General features: G+C 63.8%; 11 protein-coding genes. 7 read left to right on the top strand and 4 right to left on the bottom strand.

The window, feature by feature from the left end:
- Positions 1 to 641: helix-turn-helix transcriptional regulator (locus MOV75_RS09865; RefSeq protein ID WP_247005549.1), on the top strand; the 641-nt coding region annotated here is incomplete at its 5' end.
- A 6-nt stretch (positions 642 to 647) separates the two neighbouring features.
- Here the strand turns inward: MOV75_RS09865 and MOV75_RS09860 are convergent.
- Positions 648 to 1,904 (bottom strand): hypothetical protein, encoded by a 1,257-nt coding sequence (locus MOV75_RS09860; RefSeq protein ID WP_246922446.1) that lies wholly within the window; start codon positions 1,902 to 1,904, stop codon positions 648 to 650.
- A gap of 399 nt (positions 1,905 to 2,303) precedes the next feature.
- Between MOV75_RS09860 and MOV75_RS09855 the strand changes: the two genes are divergently transcribed.
- A complete protein-coding gene (locus tag MOV75_RS09855) occupies positions 2,304 to 5,453 on the top strand; it encodes a GAF domain-containing protein (protein ID WP_246922443.1) in 3,150 nt (1,049 codons plus the stop codon).
- A gap of 81 nt (positions 5,454 to 5,534) precedes the next feature.
- Positions 5,535 to 6,284 carry a type I methionyl aminopeptidase gene (gene map, locus MOV75_RS09850; RefSeq protein ID WP_246922440.1) on the top strand — a complete coding sequence of 250 codons (750 nt, stop codon included), beginning with the start codon at positions 5,535 to 5,537 and terminating at the stop codon, positions 6,282 to 6,284.
- Positions 6,285 to 6,306: 22 nt separating this feature from the next.
- On the opposite strand, the gene MOV75_RS09845 is transcribed toward map, so the two are convergent.
- Positions 6,307 to 7,716 carry a PLP-dependent aminotransferase family protein gene (locus MOV75_RS09845; protein WP_246922437.1) on the bottom strand — a complete coding sequence of 470 codons (1,410 nt, stop codon included), beginning with the start codon at positions 7,714 to 7,716 and terminating at the stop codon, positions 6,307 to 6,309.
- A 114-nt stretch (positions 7,717 to 7,830) separates the two neighbouring features.
- Between MOV75_RS09845 and MOV75_RS09840 the strand changes: the two genes are divergently transcribed.
- Positions 7,831 to 8,292, top strand: a complete 462-nt coding sequence (locus MOV75_RS09840) for a carboxymuconolactone decarboxylase family protein (RefSeq protein ID WP_246922434.1) — start codon at positions 7,831 to 7,833, stop codon at positions 8,290 to 8,292.
- A 44-nt stretch (positions 8,293 to 8,336) separates the two neighbouring features.
- A complete protein-coding gene (locus tag MOV75_RS09835; RefSeq protein WP_246922431.1) occupies positions 8,337 to 8,975 on the top strand; it encodes an HD domain-containing protein in 639 nt (212 codons plus the stop codon).
- 25 nt (positions 8,976 to 9,000) lie between these two features.
- Here the strand turns inward: MOV75_RS09835 and MOV75_RS09830 are convergent, their stop codons facing one another.
- Together MOV75_RS09830 and MOV75_RS09825 are read right to left on the bottom strand one after the other, a co-directional pair.
- Positions 9,001 to 9,267 (bottom strand): DUF3551 domain-containing protein, encoded by a 267-nt coding sequence (locus MOV75_RS09830; RefSeq protein ID WP_246922428.1) that lies wholly within the window; start codon positions 9,265 to 9,267, stop codon positions 9,001 to 9,003.
- 1 nt (position 9,268) lies between these two features.
- Entirely contained in the window at positions 9,269 to 9,589 is a 321-nt protein-coding gene (locus MOV75_RS09825; RefSeq protein ID WP_246922425.1) for a DUF3551 domain-containing protein, read from the bottom strand.
- Between the two features lie 253 nt (positions 9,590 to 9,842).
- Between MOV75_RS09825 and MOV75_RS09820 the strand changes: the two genes are divergently transcribed.
- The gene (locus MOV75_RS09820) at positions 9,843 to 10,562 is read left to right on the top strand and encodes an outer membrane protein (protein WP_246922422.1); all 720 of its coding nucleotides are present in this window, start codon (positions 9,843 to 9,845) and stop codon (positions 10,560 to 10,562) included.
- A gap of 487 nt (positions 10,563 to 11,049) precedes the next feature.
- The coding region (gene dnaE, locus MOV75_RS09815) for a DNA polymerase III subunit alpha (RefSeq protein ID WP_247005546.1) at positions 11,050 to 14,235 on the top strand (3,186 nt) is incomplete at its 3' end.

Raw genomic sequence — 14,235 nt, 5'->3', positions numbered from 1 at the left:
AGCTCGCCGGCATCGGCGTCGACTGGTACATCCGCCTCGAGCAGGGCCGCACCGTCAGCCCGTCCGTCACCACCATCGACGCGCTGGCCCGCGCACTCCGTCTCAGCAAGACCGAGCACGCGCATCTGAAGGCGCTGGCCCGCGACGGGGCAAGAAGCCCGTTCACACGCGAAATCGTGCCGCCGCCTATCCGGCGGATGATCGAGAGCCTGCCTCAGCCGGCCTATATCACCGGCCGTCGCTGGGACGTGCTGGCCTGGAACGATGCAGCCGAGGACATCTTCGCCTTCGGGCAATTGACGGAGCAGGATCGCAACACGCTGCTGCTGGTCTTGACCAACAAGCAGACGCGAAAATTCTACGGCGCGAGCTGGACCGACGTCGCCAAGAGCATGGTTGCGATGTTTCGCGCCACTCACGACGTCTGGGCCGGCGATCCCGCCTTCACCGAGCTGCTGATGCGGCTGCGCCAGGGCAGTCCGGAATTCGTCAAATGGTGGGAAGCTCACGACATCCGCAGCACCATGTCCGGCCTCAAGACCATGAACCATCCGACCAGGGGCGTGCTCCGGTTCGAGCACACCAGCTTCCAGGCCAATGACGATCCCGCGCTGAAGCTGGTGATCTATACGCCGGTGTGAGGTGTCTTACGGCGACGGCGCGGCGGCGGGCGTTGTGGCGGCGTTCGGCACCGTGGCGGGCCAAGGGCTGATCGGGCTGAGCGTCGACAAGGCGCACGATGACTTGAGCTGGGTCCATGCGGACGTGAGGCCCGTCAAGTCGATGTCGAATTTCGTCGTGTCCGTCTTGTCGTCCGGCATCGTCGTGGTTTCGCGGACATGCAGGGCGCGGGACGCTAACATCGACTTGACCGTGTCGGAGTCGATGCTTCCCCGCCAGAGCTCGTACTTGCCGGACCGCACTGGAGATCCTCCGGCCACCTTGCCCATCGCCACATCCGCGGTCATCAGGATCGTGCTTTTTCCGGCGGCCGCCTCGTCGATCTCGCCCGCGAATGTCAGCGGCACGCGCTTGCTGCTTTCGCAAGACAGCCGCCACTCCATCGTCCGGAACGAGGTGCCGTTCTCCTTCTTCATCACCGCGACCTTTTGGACGAACGGCCGCGCTTGCTTCTCCAGCCTCCACGTCGTCTCGGCCAGCGGCCGCGTGTCGATGCCGAAACGATGGAGCTCGAGCCGCGTCAGCACGTGCAGGCTTTCGAACTTGACGGTGCGGATCAGAGCATCAAGCTCGCCGCTGATTCCCATCGCCGCAATGAACGCGGCGCGGTCGCGGTCGGCGCGGGCGATCCGGCGCCGCCTTGCCTCTGCGACCACCTCCGGAGGTGGATCCCCTCGAAAGCGGAGGATCAGCCTGGAGTTATGGACTGCCAGCGCGGCATCGGGCGCAACCTCGCGCGAGGTCGCGCCGAGAAACAGATAACCGCAGGCCGAGTTGCACATCGCATGGTAGGTGGTGAGGTCGGCCTCGACCTCGCCGGTCGTGGTCTTGATCTTCAGGCAGGCGGCGTCCACCTGCGTGCCCGCGGCGCACGCCGTCGCGGTCGTTCGGCCAACCCGCGCGACCGCCTTGCGGCTGCGCAGCAGCCGGCCGATCAGATAGGACTGCTCCACGTTTCCGCCGGGCGAATGAAGGTAGATCGGTCGCTGCGTGTCCTTGACGCCGGCGAGGAAGCGGCGAACGCGGGACGCGGCGTCCTGGTCGATCTGGCCCTCAATCGCGATCCAGCGATCGCAGCCCGGCCCGCACGCGTCGGGAGCACCCTTGGCCAGATAGATCGTCAGCGTGGAGGCAAATCCGGCTTTCTCGGCCGGCGGTCCTGCTGCGTGCAACGCGCCGGGAATCGACAGGCAGGCCAGGAGAAACAGGACTCGGACGAGCATGAACTGTCAGACCACGAGGTGCATACCAACACCGACGCTATACGACGATCGGCGCCTTCACAACTTGCGGTAGCGTCTCGGGCCGCGTTTATTTTGCCGACATGGTGCGTCGGGTTCGAGCAACACGAGCATAGGCCGACGATGACCCCGACTGAAGTTCGTGATTTGAGCGCCGCTGCAGGGCAGCGTCAGTTCGCTCCCACCAGCGTCGGAAGGCGGGGAGTGGAGCAATCCGGCGCGTGGCGTGCGCCGGCGGAACCTTAACGCCTTCATGAAGTTATCGGACGCGCGGGTGCCGATTTCTCGCTGGCGTCGTCGTCGGCTCGAAGCGGACATCACGTCGCAAGCTTGCTTTGAAACGCGATTTGGTCAAACGAGCAAAGTGTCGGGGGGAGTCAGATGACAACGGCGGCCGGGGAGACCTCGACCGATCGCAATGCCGTCTTGGCCGCACTGGGCGACTACATCCGAGAGATCGCTAACCCTGACCATCTTGCTTATGCTGCGGCAGAGTTGCTTGGCCGCAGTCTGAAGGTGAGCCGGGCAGGCTACGGCACGGTCGATACATCGGCCGAGACCATCACCATCGTTCGCGACTGGAACGCGCCGGGAATCTCCAGCCTGGCAGGGGTGCTGCGCTTCCGCGACTACGGCAGCTACATCGAAGATCTGAAGCGCGGCGAGACCGTCGTCTGCGCCGATGCGGAAAAAGATCCCCGTGTCGGCGACCGGGCCGGGGCTCTCGAGGCCATCTCCGCGCGCGCGCTCGTCAACATGCCGATCTCGGAGCCCGACGGGGTCGTGGCGCTGCTGTATCTCAACAACGCCGCGCCCCGCGAATGGAGCCGCGAAGAGCTGGAGCTCATCCGCGACGTTGCCGAGCGCACGCGCACCGCGGTCGAGCGTCGCCGTGCGGAGACGGCCGTGCGGGAGAACGAGGCCCGGCTGCTCTTCCTGGACGCACTGAACAAGGAGACGGCCAAGACCCGCGATGCCGATGGCGTGATGGCGGTGACGACCAGGATGCTTGGTGAGTACCTCGGCGTTGCCAATTGCGCCTATGCCGACATGGACCCGGACCAGGACGGCTTCACCATTCGCGGGGATTGGGCCGCGCCCGGCGCGATGCATATCCTTGGCCACTACAGCCTGGCTGACTTCGGCACGAAGGCGGTGCGAGAGCTCAGCGCCGGCTGGCCCCTCATCATCAACGACAATCTGAAGGAGATCGCGCCCGAGGAAGCTGCCACGTTCCAGAATATCGGGATCGGTTCGACGATTTGCATGCCTTTGGTCAAGGAAGGGCAGCTCACCGCCTTGATGGCGATCCATCACCGCGACCCGCATCGGTGGACGTCGCGCGAACTCGCCCTGCTCACCGAGGTGACTGAGCGATCTTGGGCGCATATCGAGCGCGTTCGGTCCGAACAGGCTGCCCGGGAAGCAGCCGAGCGGCTGGTGCTCGCGAACAAGGCGGCCGGCATCGGCACCTGGGACTACGATCCGGTCAACGACGTTCTGCGATGGGACAGCCGCTGCAAGGAGGTGTTCGGTCTCTCGCCGGACGCCGACGTCAGCTATGAAGGGTCTTTCCTGCAGGGCATTCATCCCGACGACAGGCAGCGTGCTGACGAAGCCGTATCAGCGGCGCTAAAATCCAATGCTCCGATGGGTTACAACATCGAATACCGAACCGTCGGGATCGAGGATGGTGTCGAGCGCTGGATTGCGGCAACTGGTGAAGCCATCTTTGCCAACGGCCAGGCCGTTCGATTCATCGGGACGGTACTGGATATCACCGCGCAAAAGAAAACCGAGCGTCACCTCAGAATACTGAACGACACAGGTGCGTCGGTCGCCCGTGAACGGGACCTTGAGAAAATCGTGCAAACCGTGACGGATGCCGGCGTCGAGCTGACGGGCGCCCAATTCGGAGCCTTCTTCTACAACGTTCTGACGGCGGACGGCGGCAGCTACATGCTCTATGCGTTGTCCGGCGTGCCGCGATCTGCTTTCGAGAACTTTCCGATGCCCCGGAACACGGCCGTGTTCGGGCCGACGTTCGAGGGCACAAGCGTAGTGAGGTCCGACGACATCCTGCAGGATCCGCGCTATGGCAAGAACGCACCGCGGAAGGGCATGCCCGAGGGCCATCTACCGGTCCGATCCTATCTGGCGGTCCCTGTGATCTCGCGGACGGGCGAGGTGCTCGGGGGGCTTTTCTTCGGTCATGCCGAGGCAGGTAAATTCCAGCGCGAGCATGAGGCCGCGTTGCTCGGAATTGCCGGCCATGCTGCCACCGCGATCGACAACGCCCGGCTTCTGACCCGGCTCGAGGCGCTCAATGCCGAGCTGGAGCAGCGTGTCGCAGATGAGATCGCCGAGCGCATGAAGGCCGAGGAGCAATTGCGGCAATCCCAGAAGATGGAAGCCGTGGGTCAGTTGACCGGAGGCATCGCCCACGACTTCAACAATATGCTGGCCGTGATTCTCGGCAGCTTGAATCTCGCCAAGCGGCGGCTCGGCAAGGGAGAGGTCAACATCGACCGCTTCATCGAGGGCGCCATCGACGGCGCAAACCGCGCGGCCACCTTGACGCAAAGGCTGCTGGCGTTCTCGCGCCAACAACCTCTGGCGCCGGAAGTCGTGGACCTCAACGGGATGGTCGGAGGGATGAGCGAGCTGCTGGAGCGATCGCTCGGCGAGCTTGTTCGCCTCGAAACGGTCCTTGCGGGCGGCCTGTGGCGCGTCAAGGCGGATCCGGCCCAGCTGGAAAGCGCTGTCATCAACCTCGCGGTCAACGCCCGCGATGCCATGCCGAAGGGCGGCCGGCTGACCATCGAGACCAGCAACGCCTCGATCGATCGGAAATTTGCCCGCGAATACGCATTGTCGCCCGGACAGTATGTTCTCATTGCCGTGACGGACAACGGCACTGGAATTCCAGCCGACGTGCTGGGAAAGGTGTTCGATCCGTTTTTCACGACCAAGGTCGTGGGCAAGGGCACCGGCCTCGGCCTCAGTCAGGTCTACGGCTTCGTGCGGCAGTCGGGCGGCCACGTCAAAATCTACTCGGAAGTCGACGTCGGCACCACGGTGAAGATCTATCTTCCACGCTTCGCCGGCGAGGAAACTGCCTCGACTTCGTCGCAAGGCGTGACGCATCCTGGTGCAAGCCTTCAGAGCGAGACCATTCTTGTCGTAGAGGACGATGAGCGGGTCCGCAGCATCTCATCCGAAAGCCTGCGCGAGCTTGGCTATAGGGTGATCGAGGTCGCGAGCGCCATGGAAGCGATCAGGACGATCGAAAATGGCTTCGTTCCGGATCTGCTGTTTACCGACGTCGTCATGCCCGAGATGACCGGCGCCGAACTTGCGGCCGAGCTGTCGAAGCTATACCCGGATCTGAAGGTGCTGTTCACCACCGGCTATACGCGCAACGCGATCGTTCACAACGGCATGCTCGATGCCGGCAAGCATCTGCTTTCCAAGCCCTTCGCGATCGAAGACCTGGCCGCCAAGGTTCGCAATCTGCTCGACGAGGGTTGAAGACGTTTCGGGCGAGGAGAACTCTGCGGTTTGCAAGCCGGCTTCGCAAGCGCTATGCCGGAGCTTTCGGAAGAGCATGGCATGACGATCTCGGATGACGACGACCTCACGCGCCTGAAAGAGATCGGGCGTATCGTCGCCAATACGCTGGAGGCGATGGGGAAAGCGCTTGAGCCGGGCATGACCACCTCCGAACTCGACCTGATCGGGCGAAAGCTCCTGGAGGGCGCCGGAGCGCGTTCGGCCCCGGAGCTCGCCTACGATTTTCCCGGGGCGACTTGCATCAGCGTGAACGAGGAGATCGCTCACGGCATCCCTGGCGAGCGGCGGATCGCGCGCGGCGACCTCGTGAACATCGACGTGTCAGCCGAGAAGAACGGCTTGTTTGCCGATACTGGCGCCTCGTTCGCCATTCCGCCCGCAACCCGCGCTGTCGAACGTCTTTGCAGGGATGGCCGGCGCGCGATGTGGACGGGCCTCCAGCAGGTTGGAGCCGGCAAACCGATTGCCGGCATCGGTCAAGCCATAGGGACGTTTGCGCGCAAGAACGGTTACAGCCTGGTCCGCAATCTCGCCAGTCATGGCGTCGGCCTGTCGCTCCACGAGGAGCCGACCGAGATCGCAACATGGCCCGACCGCTCCGAGCGCCGCCTCATGAACGAGGGCCTGGTGTTCACCGTCGAACCGTTCCTGTCTCTTGGCGCCGAGTGGGCAGAGGATGGCGATGATCCGTGGACGCTCTATAGCAGCCCCGCGGCACCGACCGTCCAGTACGAGCACACCGTGATCGCCACGCGAAACGGACCTTTGATCGTGACGCTGGCGGGTTAAGGTCATCGAGCCCGGAGTCCAATCACGATAGGCGGTCGATGATCTCGAGGAGCCGGTCGCAGGACACCTCGATCCTCCTGAGCGGAGACGTTGCGATGCCCAGCAACAGTCCTGGGCGCGCCGAAGCCTTCGACGCATACCAGAGCGACAGCGGCGTAGGCGCCAGTCCAAGCGGCGCTGCTTCCCTGGCGATGGCAAGATCGGATGCCCGGTCCGGCAATCGCAGCACCGCCGCCAATCCGGCAATCGCAAGGTTTGCGGTGCGTGGGCGAAGGTATTTCAGCAACGCATCGCCTTGCGCGGCGTAGGTGCGCTTCGTGCGTCGCAGATGCCTGAGATAATGGCCGTCGCGCATGAAGTCGGCCGTGGCGAGCTGCACCGCGGGCCCGGGTGCCGGCGCGAGGCACGCCGCAGTCTCGGCAAATCGCGACGCCAGAGCGGCGGGTGCCACGACAAAGCCGAGCCGCAAGGCAGGGGTTATGGTCTTGCTGAAGGAGCCGATGTGAATAACCCGGCCGGCGCGATCGAGCGAGGCGAGCGCCGGCGTGGCCCGGCCCTTGAGTTGAAGTTCGCTGAGATAATCATCCTCGATCACCCATGCCTTGCTTTGGGCCGCCCAGTCGAGCAGGCGCGCGCGCCGTGCCAGTGACAGTGTGGATCCGAGCGGCGCTTGCTGCCCTGGCGTCACGACAACCAGCGCCGCGTCGGGTGCATGTTGCAGGCCGTCGTCGACATCAATGCCATCATCGTCAACCGGGATCGGCACGATCGACAATCCCGCAAGCCCGAGCCCGTGCCGGGTGAAGGGAAAGCCGGGATCCTCCATCCAGACCTTCTGCTTTTGCTCGATGCCGAGGACACGGAGCGTCAGGCCGAGGCCGCCGCTGAAGCCGCTGGTGATGATGATCTGGGACGGCGTGCACTCGATCCCGCGCGCCAGCGCAAGGTAGGCCGCGATCTCATCTCGCAAGTCCGGCTCGCCGCGCGGATCGGGGTAAATGGCAGGCGCGCTCATTTCGGCACGAACCGCCCGCGCGCGCATTCGCGCGAGCAGCGTCGCAGGAAAAGTCTCCTGTGAAGGCACGCCCATCTGGAAGATCGCCGGGCCCGCCGTGAGCTCCTGGTACATTTCCATGAATGAGCCGGGGGCGGGAGCCTTGTCCCGCCGCACGGGGAAGCGCGGCCGGTCGGCGACATGCGTGCCTGTCGCGCGGGCTGCGACGATCAGTTGGGCGGATGCGAGCTTTTCATAGGCTGAGCGCACGGTGCCGCGCGCAACGCCAAGCTGAGCGGCCAAGTCCTGCCATGAAGGAAGGCGTGCGCCCGGTGCGAGCACGCCGCTTTCAATGGCGGCCCTGATCCCTTTGTGGATCTGCTCTGCCAGCGGTGTCTTCGCGGACCGATCGAGCTCCAGCCGCAGCGGTTTGGACATGGTTCTTGGTACACGATTTTCGTGGGTTCTTGGTTCTTTTTTATGAACCAGAGCGAGGGCATTTGAGGAGGGAAAGGGGGAGTGCTTGCCCCTCGATCATCAAGGAGAAAGCGGATGAGTGAACGCCTCAACTACAACCACATCGCACCGGCAGGCGTGAAGGCGCTTGGCGGCGTCTATGGCTACGTCATGCAGAGCGGGCTTCCCGCGACGCTGGTGACCCTCGCTTACTTGCGCATCTCGCAGATCAACAATTGCGCCTACTGCCTCGACATGCACACCCGCGACTTGCTCAAGAGCGGGGTGAAGGTCGAAAAGCTCGCGCTGGTCCAGGCATGGGCTGAGGCCGGCGATCTCTTCGACGAACGCGAGCGCGCGGCGCTTGCATGGGCCGAGACGGTGACCCGTGTCGCCGAGACGGGCGTGCCGGATAAGGCGTATCAGGCCGCCCGCGCGGTCTTCGGTGAGCGCGAACTTGTCGATCTCACGATCGCCATCAGCCTGATGAATGCGTACAATCGCATGTCGATCAGCTTCCGAAATACGCCGCAGGCCGCGCTCGAGAAGGCGGTCTGACGGATCGCGCGGCATCAGCCGAAACGCAAAGCAGGAGCTTGAAAATGACGAGCGTGATTTCCGGCGTCAAAATTCCCGACAGCCAACTGGCGCGCGAGGCCGCTGAATTGGTGCGCAGCTACGAAGACGACATGCTGTTCAATCATTCCGTCCGCGTCTACGTGTTCGGCGCGATGAAGGGGCTGCGTCAGAAACTGAAATTCGATTCCGAGCTGCTCTACGTCGCGGCGCTGTTCCACGATCTCGGCTTGGTCGATCACTACCACACGCAGACAAAGCGATTTGAGGTCGACGGAGCCGACGCTGCGCGTGAGTTTCTCCGGACGCGCGGTATCGCCGAGCCGCAGGCCGATCTGGTCTGGGAAGCAATCGCGCTGCACACCACGCCCGGCATTCCACAATATATGAGGCCGGAGATCGCTCTCACCAACGCAGGCGTTCTGGTGGACGTCGTCGGCGTTGGATATGACGACTACACACCGGAGCAGCGCGACCAGGTGATATCAGCGCTTCCGCGTGGCGACTTCAAGAATGAATTCCTCAAGGTGCAGACGTGTTCAGCCCTGAAGAAGCCGCAGACGACGTTCGGGACGGTCAATTTCGACTACATCGAAGATCACGATCCGAGCTTTCGCAAGCCGAACGCGTGCACGCGCATCCGCAATACTCCTTGGCAAAGCTGAGGGACGCGAAGGCAATAGTTCGGAATCATTCGGCGTCAGCTGCACCGCGTCTGGAGCGACGAGAGGGCGGCGGTTTCTTCCGCGAAAAATACGGATTCACCACGCAACTCGCCGAACGTCCGACGGCGAGATATCTGCACTGCTCGAGCGAGCCGTAGCGGCAGTCGAAATAGCCGACGGCGCCGTAGATCTGCATGCACACGGGATAGCTCGGATCATAGGTCTGCGCGCGTGCAGATCCGCCCGCGAGGAGCAGACCGGTCACGACGAGTGCGAGGCGAGGGCGGTGCATCTCAGCGCGGCAGGTAGTAGCCGGGCGAATAACCCGGCATCTGCCCGCGCGGACGATTCTGGTAGGCGTAGGGGTCGTCGCTCTGTCCGGCGAAGAAGGGATTCGCGATGCAGGTCAGGGCGCGTCCCGATGCGCTTGCCTGACACTGCGCGTAGGTGTCGAACCTGCAATTGCTCAGACCCGGCCATTCATCGCCGGTGAGGCAGAACGGATGGTGCGTGCCGAACGCGCGCGCCGGTGTGCTTGCGCTCGACGCGAGTGCAAATGTGGCGAGTGCGAGCGAAAATGTGGCGACAATGGGGAGGGCAACTCGTCTAGGCATCTTCAATTCTCCATCACGCGAACGTGCGAGCGACGTTGTTACGCGTGCATGCAATTTATCTCGTGTCGCCGACATTGGAACTACAGAAAATACTTGTTTCAAAGGGTTTCCAGCTCGCGCTGATAAATCTTCATTCATGAAGCGCGGGCCTTTGGTGCGAACTGTGGCGTCGAGGTTACAGCAATTCCGTTGTTCGCTGTTATGACCACTGCGCGGCCAGGGGGCCTAACGACGAAACTGGAACGGGACTCAAATGAAGAAGAATTTGTTGCTTGCTGCTGTGAGCCTTGTCGCGCTGAGCGCGACTGCGCCGGCGCTGGCTGCTGATCTCGCGGCACGGCCCTACACCAAGGCGCCAGCGATGGTCGCCGCGATCTACGACTGGAGCGGCTTCTACATCGGCATCAACGGCGGCGGCGGTTCGGCCGACACGTCGTGGAACCTCGTCGGCTTCGGTGCCGAAGGCTCCCACAACTCCACCGGCGGCACGGTCGGTGGTCAGGTCGGTTACCGCTTGCAGTCCGGCCAGTTCGTGTTCGGCGTCGAAGGCCAGGGCAACTGGGCCGACTTCTCGGGCGACAACATCAGCGGCATCACCGGCTTCCGGAACCGCACGCGCGTCGACTCGTTCGGTCTGATCACCGGCCAGGTCGGCTATGCCTGGAACAACGTCCTGCTCTACGCGAAGGGCGGTGCGGCCGTCGTCAGCAACAAGTACGACGTCTACAGCACTGTCACGGGTGCGAACCTCGACCGGACCGACGAGACCCGCTGGGGTGCGACGGTTGGCGCGGGCCTGGAATTTGGTTTTGCTCCGAACTGGACGGTCGGCGTCGAGTACAACCACATCTTCCTCGGCGACCACGACGTCACCTTTGCCAGTGGCGCTGTCGAGCGCGTCAAGCAGGACGTCGACATGGGCCTCGTCCGCCTGAACTACAAGTTCGGCGGCCCGATCCTCGGCCGTTACTGATATCAATCGCTCTCTTCGAGCGTTTGTCGAAGCCCCGGCCTTGCGCCGGGGCTTTTTTTATTGTGCGGATTCAACGAGTTAACCATTCGATTGCGGGATGGTTGAGGTGACTTGACTCCCGAGAACGAAATGAGAACAATGTTCTTCATACGTTCTAGCAAGGGAGCGAGATCATGTTCAAGATTTTCGTGGAAGAAGCGGCAGCCCTGGCGTCCATCACGCTGTTCGTAGGGATGATCGCGATCTGGGCCCAAGTCATACCGCAACTCTGATTCCACAGCTGCAGGGCGCCGGCTTGTAAACCCGTGTTCCCCCTTACTGGTAGCCCTTGGGGAAAAGCGGGACGACGCGGCGAATCGGCCGCTCCGGCGTGGACTCTGGAGCAGTGACACCTCACCATTGTGAGGCGAGTCGGCCGGGCGAGGGCATGATGCCTTGAAGAGCCGGCGACCGCTTCATCTCATCTGCAAGAGGCCGTCACGCGACCATGCCGAGCGCCGGATTTGTTCACCTTCACGTTCACTCGGCCTATTCGCTGCTCAAGGGCTCGATCAAGATCGCCAAGCTCGCCGAGCTTGCCAAGAAGGATCACCAGCCGGCCCTGGCTCTGACCGACACCGACAATCTGTTCGGTGCGCTGGAGTTCTCCGACAAGATGGCGGGCTCCGGCATCCAGCCGATCGTCGGCTGTGAGCTGGCGATCGATTTCGGTGACCAGGATCCGAACGCGCGCAACGCGATGGGGCCCTCGCGCGTGGTGCTGCTGGCGGCGCAGGAGCGCGGCTATCGCAGCCTGATGCGGCTGAACTCGCGGGCGTTCCTCGAATCGCCGGACAGTCATGCTCCGTTCGTCAAGCTCGACTGGTTCGACGGCGAGACCGAAGGACTGATCGCGCTGACGGGCGGACCGGACGGGCCGATCTCGCTGGCGCTTGCCGGCGGTCATGCCGAGCTCGCCGCGCTGCGCTGCGAGCGTCTGGCCGGCCTGTTCGGCGACCGCCTCTACATCGAATTGCAGCGCCACAACACCGACAAGGAACGGCGTGTCGAAAGCGGCCTGATCGACATGGCCTACGCCAAGGGATTGCCGCTGGTTGCGACCAACGAGCCGTATTTCGCCTCGACCGACGATTACGAAGCGCATGATGCACTGCTCTGCATCGCAGGCGGGCGGCTGATCGCGGAGACCGAGCGCGAGCAGCTCACGCCCGATCATCGCTTCAAGACCCGCGCCGAGATGGCGGTGCTGTTCGCCGACATTCCGGAGGCGCTTGCCTCGACGGTGGAGATCGCCGAGCGCTGCTCGTTCCGGCCGATGACGCGCAAGCCGATCCTGCCGTTCTTCACCGTCGGCGCCGCGCAGAGCTCGGACGCCGCGGCGGTCGAGTCGGCGGAATTGAAGCGCCAGGCGGAGGTGGGGCTTGCCAACCGTCTCAGCGTCCACGGCCTGTCGCAGGGCACCACGGAAGAGGACTACAACAAGCGCCTGGCGTTCGAGCTCGACGTCATCATGCGCATGAAATACGCGGGCTACTTCCTGATCGTGTCCGACTTCATCAAATGGGCGAAGGGCCAAGGGATTCCGGTGGGGCCGGGCCGCGGCTCCGGCGCAGGCTCGCTGGTCGCCTGGGCGCTGACCATCACCGACCTCGATCCGATCAAGTTCGGCCTGCTGTTCGAGCGCTTCCTCAATCCCGAACGCGTCTCGATGCCGGACTTCGACATCGACTTCTGCCAGGATCGCCGCGGCGAGGTGATCAGTTACGTGCAGCAGCGCTACGGCCGCGACCAGGTCGCGCAGATCATCACCTTCGGTACGCTGCAGGCGCGCGGCGTGCTGCGCGACGTCGGCCGCGTCCTGCAGATGCCTTACGGGCAGGTCGACAAACTCACAAAACTCGTGCCGCAAAATCCGGCCGCGCCGGTGACGCTCGCCGCCGCGATCGAGAGCGAGCCAAAGCTCCAGGCGTTCCGCGACGAAGACCCGGTGGTGGCGCGCGCCTTCGACATCGCCCAGCGCCTGGAAGGCCTGACGCGCCACGCCTCGACGCATGCTGCCGGCATCGTCATCGGCGATCGGCCCCTGAGCGAGCTCGTGCCGCTCTACCGCGATCCCAAATCCGACATGCCGGTGACCCAGTTCAACATGAAATGGGTCGAGCCGGCCGGCCTCGTCAAGTTCGACTTCCTCGGCCTGAAGACGCTCACCGTGCTCGACGTCGCGTGCAAGCTGCTCAAGCCGCGCAACATCGACGTCGATCTTGCGACGCTGCCGATCGACGATGCCGAGAGCTACCAGATGCTGGCGCGCGGCGAGGTGGTCGGCGTGTTCCAGGTTGAAAGCCAGGGCATGCGGCGCGCGCTGGTCGACATGCGCCCGGACCGTTTCGAGGACATCATCGCGCTGGTCGCGCTGTATCGCCCGGGTCCGATGGCGAACATCCCGACCTATTGCGCGCGCAAGCATGGCGACGAGGAGCCGGAATATCTGCACCCCGTGCTGGAGCCGATCCTGAAGGAGACCTTCGGCGTTATCATCTACCAGGAACAGGTGATGCAGATCGCGCAGGTGATGTCGGGCTATTCGCTCGGCGACGCCGACCTCTTGCGCCGCGCCATGGGCAAGAAGATCCGCGCCGAGATGGACAAGCAGCGCGACATCTTCGTCGCGGGCGCGGTGAAGAACGGCGTGCCGAAGGGACAGGCCGAGACCATCTTCGAGTTGCTCGCCAAGTTCGCCGACTACGGCTTCAACAAGAGCCATGCGGCGGCCTACGCGCTGGTGTCCTACCACACCGCCTACATGAAGGCGCATTATCCGGTGGAGTTCATCGCGGCGTCGATGACGCTCGATCTCAACAATACCGACAAGCTCTCCGAATTCCGCTCGGAGGCGCAGCGCCTCGGCATCAAGGTCGAGCCGCCGAACGTCAACCGCTCCGGCGCGACCTTCGAGGTCGGCGAGAAGACGATCTATTACGCGCTCGCAGCGCTCAAGGGCGTCGGCATCCAGGCGATCGAGCAGATCATCGAGGAACGCACCAAGCGGGGATTGTTCACCTCGCTCGCCGACTTTGCCGCGCGGGTCAATCCGCGCGCGATCAACAAGCGCATCATCGAAAGTCTCGCCGCCGCCGGCGCCTTCGACACGCTGGAGCCGAACCGCGCCCGCGTCTTCGCCGGCGCGGACTCGATCCTCGCCGCGTGCCAGCGCGCGCACCAGGCCGAGACCATCGGCCAGAACGACATGTTCGGGATGTCGGCGGATGCACCGACCATCATGCTGCCGCAGATCGAGCCGTGGCTGCCGGCCGAAAAGCTGCGCCGCGAATATGATGCGATCGGATTCTTCCTGTCGGGACATCCGCTCGACGATTACGCCACAGTGCTGAAGCGACTGCGGGTGCAGAGCTGGGCCGAATTCTCGCGCGCGGTGAAAACCGGTGCCACCGCCGGCAAGGTCGCGGCCACCGTGGTCTCGCGCATGGAACGGCGCACCAAGACCGGCAACAAGATGGGCATCATGGGCCTGTCTGATCCGACCGGCCATTTCGAGGCGGTGCTGTTCTCCGAGGGCCTCGCGCAATATCGCGACGTGCTGGAGCCGGGCGCCGCTGTGCTGCTGCAGCTCGGGGCCGAGCTCCAGGGCGAGGACGTCCGCGCCCGCGTGTTG

Source organism: Bradyrhizobium sp. PRIMUS42, from assembly GCF_023006515.1.
GTDB lineage: Bacteria > Pseudomonadota > Alphaproteobacteria > Rhizobiales > Xanthobacteraceae > Bradyrhizobium.
This window is presented reverse-complemented; position numbering and strand designations above follow the sequence as displayed.

Excerpts from the sequence above, each read along its gene's own strand:
- MOV75_RS09860 (WP_246922446.1), bottom strand. The coding sequence starts at position 1,904 with ATGCTCGTCCGAGTCCTGTTTCTCCTGGCCTGCCTGTCGATTCCCGGC.
- MOV75_RS09855 (WP_246922443.1), top strand. The coding sequence starts at position 2,304 with ATGACAACGGCGGCCGGGGAGACCTCGACCGATCGCAATGCCGTCTTG.
- map (WP_246922440.1), top strand. The coding sequence starts at position 5,535 with ATGACGATCTCGGATGACGACGACCTCACGCGCCTGAAAGAGATCGGG.
- MOV75_RS09845 (WP_246922437.1), bottom strand. The coding sequence starts at position 7,716 with ATGTCCAAACCGCTGCGGCTGGAGCTCGATCGGTCCGCGAAGACACCG.
- MOV75_RS09840 (WP_246922434.1), top strand. The coding sequence starts at position 7,831 with ATGAGTGAACGCCTCAACTACAACCACATCGCACCGGCAGGCGTGAAG.
- MOV75_RS09835 (WP_246922431.1), top strand. The coding sequence starts at position 8,337 with ATGACGAGCGTGATTTCCGGCGTCAAAATTCCCGACAGCCAACTGGCG.
- MOV75_RS09830 (WP_246922428.1), bottom strand. The coding sequence starts at position 9,267 with ATGCACCGCCCTCGCCTCGCACTCGTCGTGACCGGTCTGCTCCTCGCG.
- MOV75_RS09825 (WP_246922425.1), bottom strand. The coding sequence starts at position 9,589 with ATGCCTAGACGAGTTGCCCTCCCCATTGTCGCCACATTTTCGCTCGCA.
- MOV75_RS09820 (WP_246922422.1), top strand. The coding sequence starts at position 9,843 with ATGAAGAAGAATTTGTTGCTTGCTGCTGTGAGCCTTGTCGCGCTGAGC.